Raw genomic sequence first — 4,287 nt, forward strand, 5'->3', positions numbered from 1 at the left:
CGCTGGCCCTGGTACTGGCCGCGCCAGTGGTCGCCGTCGTCGTGCCCGTCGGAGGACTCACCAGCCGCCTGCTGGACGCTGCGACGTTACGCGAGATGGACGTCAGCCGCCTGATTGAGGCGATTGGGGCCACGCTGGGACTCGCCGCAGCCGGGGCCGTCGCAGCAGTGGTGTTGGCCCTCCCCATCGCCGTCCTGGCCGCACGCTATCGTGGGCGCCTGATCGCGGCAGTCGAGGCGGTCGGGTTCCTGGGGCACGCGCTCCCCGGCATTGTGGTGGGTCTGTCGCTGGTGTTTTTCGCGCTTGGGGCGGTCCCAATCCTGTACCAAACCGTAGTGGTGCTGATCTTCGGATACGCGGTCCTGTTCATGCCGAAGGCTATCGGCACCATGCGCAACGGGATAGCCGCGGTGCCGGAAAACCTGGTTGACGTGTCTCGAATGCTGGGGTTGTCCCCGCTGCAGACCTGGTGGCGGGTGACCGCGCGGCTGGCGCTGCCCGGTATCGGGGTTAGCGCGCTGCTGGTAGCCATCTCGGTCATGAAAGAATTGCCTGCGACGCTGCTGTTGCGCCCCACCGGCACCGCCACCCTCGCGACAGAACTGTGGTCCAGGACCACAGTGTTCGAGTATGGGGCTGCCGCACCCTACGCGGCCACCCTGGTGCTGCTCGCCGCCGTCCCGGCGGTGGTGCTTTCTGGATTCCGGGGCGTAGCGAAGGAGGACTTGTGAGCTGGGTAGTCATTGATGGGCTGAGCGTTGCCTACGGGGGCACGACGGTGCTCGACGGCGTGCACCTGGAGATCCCGAGGGGATCGCTCACCGCTGTCCTGGGCCCGAGCGGTTGTGGCAAAACCACCCTGCTGCGAGCCATCGCCGGATTGCTCCCGGCGGCGGGTGGAACCATCCGGGTGGGCGAGAATCTCCTCTCTTCTCCTACGGTCCAACGGGCGCCCGAGAAGCGGGGCGTCGGCTGGGTCCCGCAGGACGCCTCACTCTTCCCTCACCTGACGGTCGGCGAGAACATCGGTTTCGGGTTGAAGCGGAGCGCTGGCCGGTCCGGGCGGATCGCGGACCTCGCCGCGATGGTGGGCCTCGGCGAACTGATCGACCGGGCACCATCCCAGCTTTCCGGCGGCCAGGCGCAACGGGTGGCACTCGCCCGGTCCCTCGCACCACGGCCCGATCTGGTGCTCCTCGATGAGCCGTTCGCTGCCCTGGACCCCCAACTCCGGTCAACCCTTCGCCGGGAGGTCGCGGACCTGTTGCGAGGCCAAAGCAACACCAGCCTGCTCGTCACCCACGACCAGGAGGAGGCGTTGTCCCTGGCCGACTATGTTGCGGTGATGCGGGAGGGCCGGATCCTCCAGTGGGGCACGCCCCACGAAGTGTATGAGCGCCCGATCAGCCGCTGGGTGGCAGCCTTCGTCGGGGACACCGTGGAAATGGATGGTTTGTGGGCCGGCGGCCGGGTGCAGTGTGCCCTGGGGCTGGTGGAGGCCGAGATGGCCGACGGCAGCGAACCGGTGGACGGTTCACCGGTGTGCGTCATGCTCCGCCCGGAATGGTTGGATGTGACGGCTGGCGGGACGGATGCGACAGTCACCGCAGTGTCCTACGCGGGCCACGATGCCCTGGTCGGTCTCGAGTTGCCGTCCGGCTTCACCGTGCGCGCACGGGTCGCCGCCCCCGATCTGCCGCGCCGCGGGGACCGGGTGACGGTGGGCATCAGGCACCGGGCGCTGGCCTATCCGGTCGTTTCGGCCTCAGTGCCGACGCCCGCGGTCACCCGGTAGGCGGCTTCCAGAATCATCCACGCCTGCAGCTGCGTCGACAGCTCGGAGCCCCGGGTGCCAGCGTCGGCCCCGGTTCCTGCCGGGAATTCCAGCACACCCGCCGCAGGAGAACGACGGCGGCCGGTGCCGCCGCGGGCCGTCGTCCCCTGCGCCGTCTTCCCCTTCGGCGCTGGCGTCCCGTCAGGTACAGTCCGTCCGGACCACAGCGTCTCGGCCGTCGTCGTCACCAGTGCTCCGGCGGTGCGCCGTGTCGCGGACGGCAGGGCGGGGGTCGCAGCAGCGACAGCCAGGTAGCGGGCCAGAATTCCGGTGAACAATCCGCCGTCGCCCCCACCATGGGTCCGCAGCACACCGTCGTGCGTCAGCTGCTTGTCGACGGCGACGATCAGGTCTTCAGCACTGGACAGGTTATCCGGCCCACCGAGTTCCAGGAGGGCACCAAGCACGGGCCCCTGGTTATAGGTGTAGATGGTTGGTATCAGCCTCTCGCGTCCGCCAGCGACCCGGATACCGTCCTGGAATAGCCCGGTCCGGGGATCCTGCAGGCGACCCTGCAGCCAGTCGACCAGCTCCTGGGCCCGGACCGTATCGCCTCGCCGGGCGAACAACAGGGCGGCGGGTCCCGTGGCCGGGGTGTTCTTGAAGTCACGGTCGGTGTTCCAGTACAGCCCGCCGCCGAGCTCGGGGGTGTGCGCAGACCGAAGCGCCCGCATCAGAGGCGAGCCGGGATGTCCACCGCCGCGCCCCAGCTGACGGAACCGATCGGCGGCGAGCGCAAGCCACGCCATATCGTCGTAATAGGAGTTGGTCCAGCGCAGTCCGTTGCGTAAGTAGATGCTCCGGAGCAGCCGGTGTGCCGTGACAGCCTGCTTTTCGGCGGCACACTCATCGGATTCGCGCAGGGCCGCATCCACCAGTGCGTCAAGGTAGTGAGCCTGCCACCAGTAGTGCCAGGGGGACAGTCCGCGCCCGGGAGGAAAACGCACGGCGCCGAGGTGGGTGCCCGGCAGACCCCACAGCCGATGACCGAATCTGGACCCCACGGATTCAGCTGCGGCCCGAGCCCGCAACCCGGCTGTACGGACCGGGTGTTCCTCCCGCGAATTGAGCATAAAACCACCCTAGCCGGACAGCGCGGTACAAGTATTGAGCAATCTGCCAATTCCCGGCCACCCCGGATGCAGTATGGGCTACGTCACAGTAATGTTTAGTGGGCATCAGGTTCCATCCCAGTACCAAATGGCGGCAAATCGCCCAATGGCACCAACTCGAGGAGACGTCATGGACATCAACCACACTGTGGCCCTGATCACCGGAGGAGCCTCCGGCCTGGGACAGGCCACTGCCAGGCAACTGCACGGCGAAGGCGCCACCGTGGTGCTGGTGGACCTGCCCCAGTCGGCCGGCGCCGAGTTCGCTGCCGCGCTGGGCGACCGGGCCGTGTTTGCCCCGGCAGACGTCACCGATCCAGCACAGGTCCAGGCTGCGGTCGATACTGCTGTTGCGCTCGGCCCGCTTCGCACAGTGGTCAACTGCGCGGGGATCGCCACCCCCGGGAAGGTCCTCGGACGTGACGGGGTACTTCCCCTGGAGCAGTTCACCAAGGTCATCAACATCAACCTGATCGGCACCTTCAACGTGATCCGGTTGTCCGCGGAGGCGATGGCAGCAACCGATCCCGTGACACCGGAGGACGGCTCGGCTGAACGCGGGGTCATTGTGAACACCGCGTCAGTCGCAGCGTTCGACGGTCAGATCGGCCAGCCAGCCTATGCCGCCTCCAAGGGTGCCGTCGCCGCGATGACCCTGCCCATCGCGCGTGAACTGGCCCGGTCGCTGATCCGGGTGGTCACCATTGCACCCGGGATTTTCGAGACCCCAATGATGTCGGGGCTGCCCCAGGAGGCGCAGGATTCCCTCGGCGCCCAGGTCCCTCACCCGTCCCGGCTCGGCAAGCCCGCCGAGTACGCAGCCCTCGTCTCCCACATCGTGCAGAACCAGATGCTCAACGGCGAAACGATTCGCCTCGACGGTGCCATCCGGATGGCGCCGAAATAGCTGCCCAGCGCAGCCCAGAAAGGAACAGCTCAATGGAGAGCACCCTCCCCTCCGCCGATTTTATGGGCTTCGAATCCCTCCTCAGCCCCACCGAAAGCGCCAAACTCGACGACGTCCGTGACTTCCTCGCCAAAGAGGTCGCTCCGTCGGCGGAGGAGTGGTGGAACCGGGCCGAGTTTCCCATCGAGGTGCTGCCCAAACTCGCCGCATTGAACCTGAGCACGCCCGTCCAACAGGGGTACAGCTACCTCTTCGGCGGCATGGTCATCGCTGAAATGACCCGCGCAGACACGTCCCTGGCCACGTTCTTCATGGTGCACCACGACCTGTTTGTCGAAGCATTGCACGAGTTCGGGTCCGAAGATCAGAAGGCCCGTCTCCTCCAGGACGCGATGGACCTGAAGATTACCGGCGCGTTTGCGCTCACCGAGCCG

5 protein-coding genes are annotated in these 4,287 nt (G+C 67.1%); 4 read left to right on the top strand and 1 reads right to left on the bottom strand.

All coding sequences use genetic code 11. From position 1 onward, the window contains the following. Positions 1–95: 95 nt before the first annotated feature. Positions 96–731: an ABC transporter permease gene (locus B384_RS20905; RefSeq protein ID WP_050994866.1), complete on the top strand. Its 636-nt coding sequence runs from the start codon at positions 96–98 to the stop codon at positions 729–731. Then, positions 728–1,795, top strand: coding sequence for an ABC transporter ATP-binding protein (locus B384_RS18010; protein WP_019482315.1), 1,068 nt, complete (start codon positions 728–730; stop codon positions 1,793–1,795). Before B384_RS20905 ends, B384_RS18010 begins: the two co-directional genes overlap by 4 nt. On the opposite strand, the gene B384_RS18015 is transcribed toward B384_RS18010, so the two are convergent. Then, a complete protein-coding gene (locus B384_RS18015) occupies positions 1,747–2,907 on the bottom strand; it encodes a glycoside hydrolase family 76 protein (protein WP_019482316.1) in 1,161 nt (386 codons plus the stop codon). The genes B384_RS18010 and B384_RS18015 overlap by 49 nt on opposite strands. Positions 2,908–3,076: 169 nt before the next feature. On the opposite strand from B384_RS18015, the gene B384_RS0106515 reads away from it, so the two are divergent. Next, entirely contained in the window at positions 3,077–3,853 is a 777-nt protein-coding gene (locus tag B384_RS0106515) for a 3-hydroxyacyl-CoA dehydrogenase (RefSeq protein ID WP_019482317.1), read from the top strand. A 32-nt stretch (positions 3,854–3,885) separates the two neighbouring features. Next, a partial coding sequence (locus B384_RS0106520; RefSeq protein ID WP_019482318.1) for an acyl-CoA dehydrogenase family protein occupies positions 3,886–4,287 on the top strand: 402 nt, incomplete at its 3' end.

The organism is Arthrobacter sp. TB 23, from assembly GCF_000294595.1.
Lineage (GTDB): Bacteria > Actinomycetota > Actinomycetes > Actinomycetales > Micrococcaceae > Arthrobacter_D.

Coding starts and splice junctions, on each gene's coding strand:
- B384_RS0106515 (WP_019482317.1), top strand. CDS start 3,077: ATGGACATCAACCACACTGTGGCCCTGATCACCGGAGGAGCCTCCGGC.
- B384_RS20905 (WP_050994866.1), top strand. CDS start 96: ATGGACGTCAGCCGCCTGATTGAGGCGATTGGGGCCACGCTGGGACTC.
- B384_RS18015 (WP_019482316.1), bottom strand. CDS start 2,907: ATGCTCAATTCGCGGGAGGAACACCCGGTCCGTACAGCCGGGTTGCGG.